This window comes from Halalkalibacter flavus (assembly GCF_036663575.1).
GTDB lineage: Bacteria > Bacillota > Bacilli > Bacillales > Bacillaceae_D > Halalkalibacter > Halalkalibacter flavus.
Genome location: NZ_JAWRVK010000363.1, coordinates 1 through 246 on the forward strand (window position 1 = coordinate 1; position 246 = coordinate 246).

General features: G+C 39.8%; 1 protein-coding gene. It reads right to left on the bottom strand.

Going from position 1 to position 246, the window contains the following annotated elements:
- Nucleotides 1-58 precede the first annotated feature (58 nt).
- On the bottom strand, nucleotides 59-246 hold a 188-nt coding region (locus tag SAY88_RS25485), incomplete at its 5' end, for a hypothetical protein (protein WP_332635231.1).

The window sequence follows — 246 nt, forward strand, 5'->3', positions numbered from 1 at the left end:
CTTTCTCTCTTTGTTGTGTTGTAAATAGATTTAGATGTGGACTATTGGTGTCTCACTTTTACTGTCTGTCCGTTGCACTTAATTTTTCTTCTACAGCCTCCTGTGATGCCTCTGATAAGTCTGTTGCCTGAATATACTTCTGTACACCGACTAAAGACTTATTTAGAGCATCAAAGCTCGAGGAGTACAACATCTTCTTCTTAACTTTGGCGGTATCTGGGCACCAAGACATTAGGAACAGTTTCT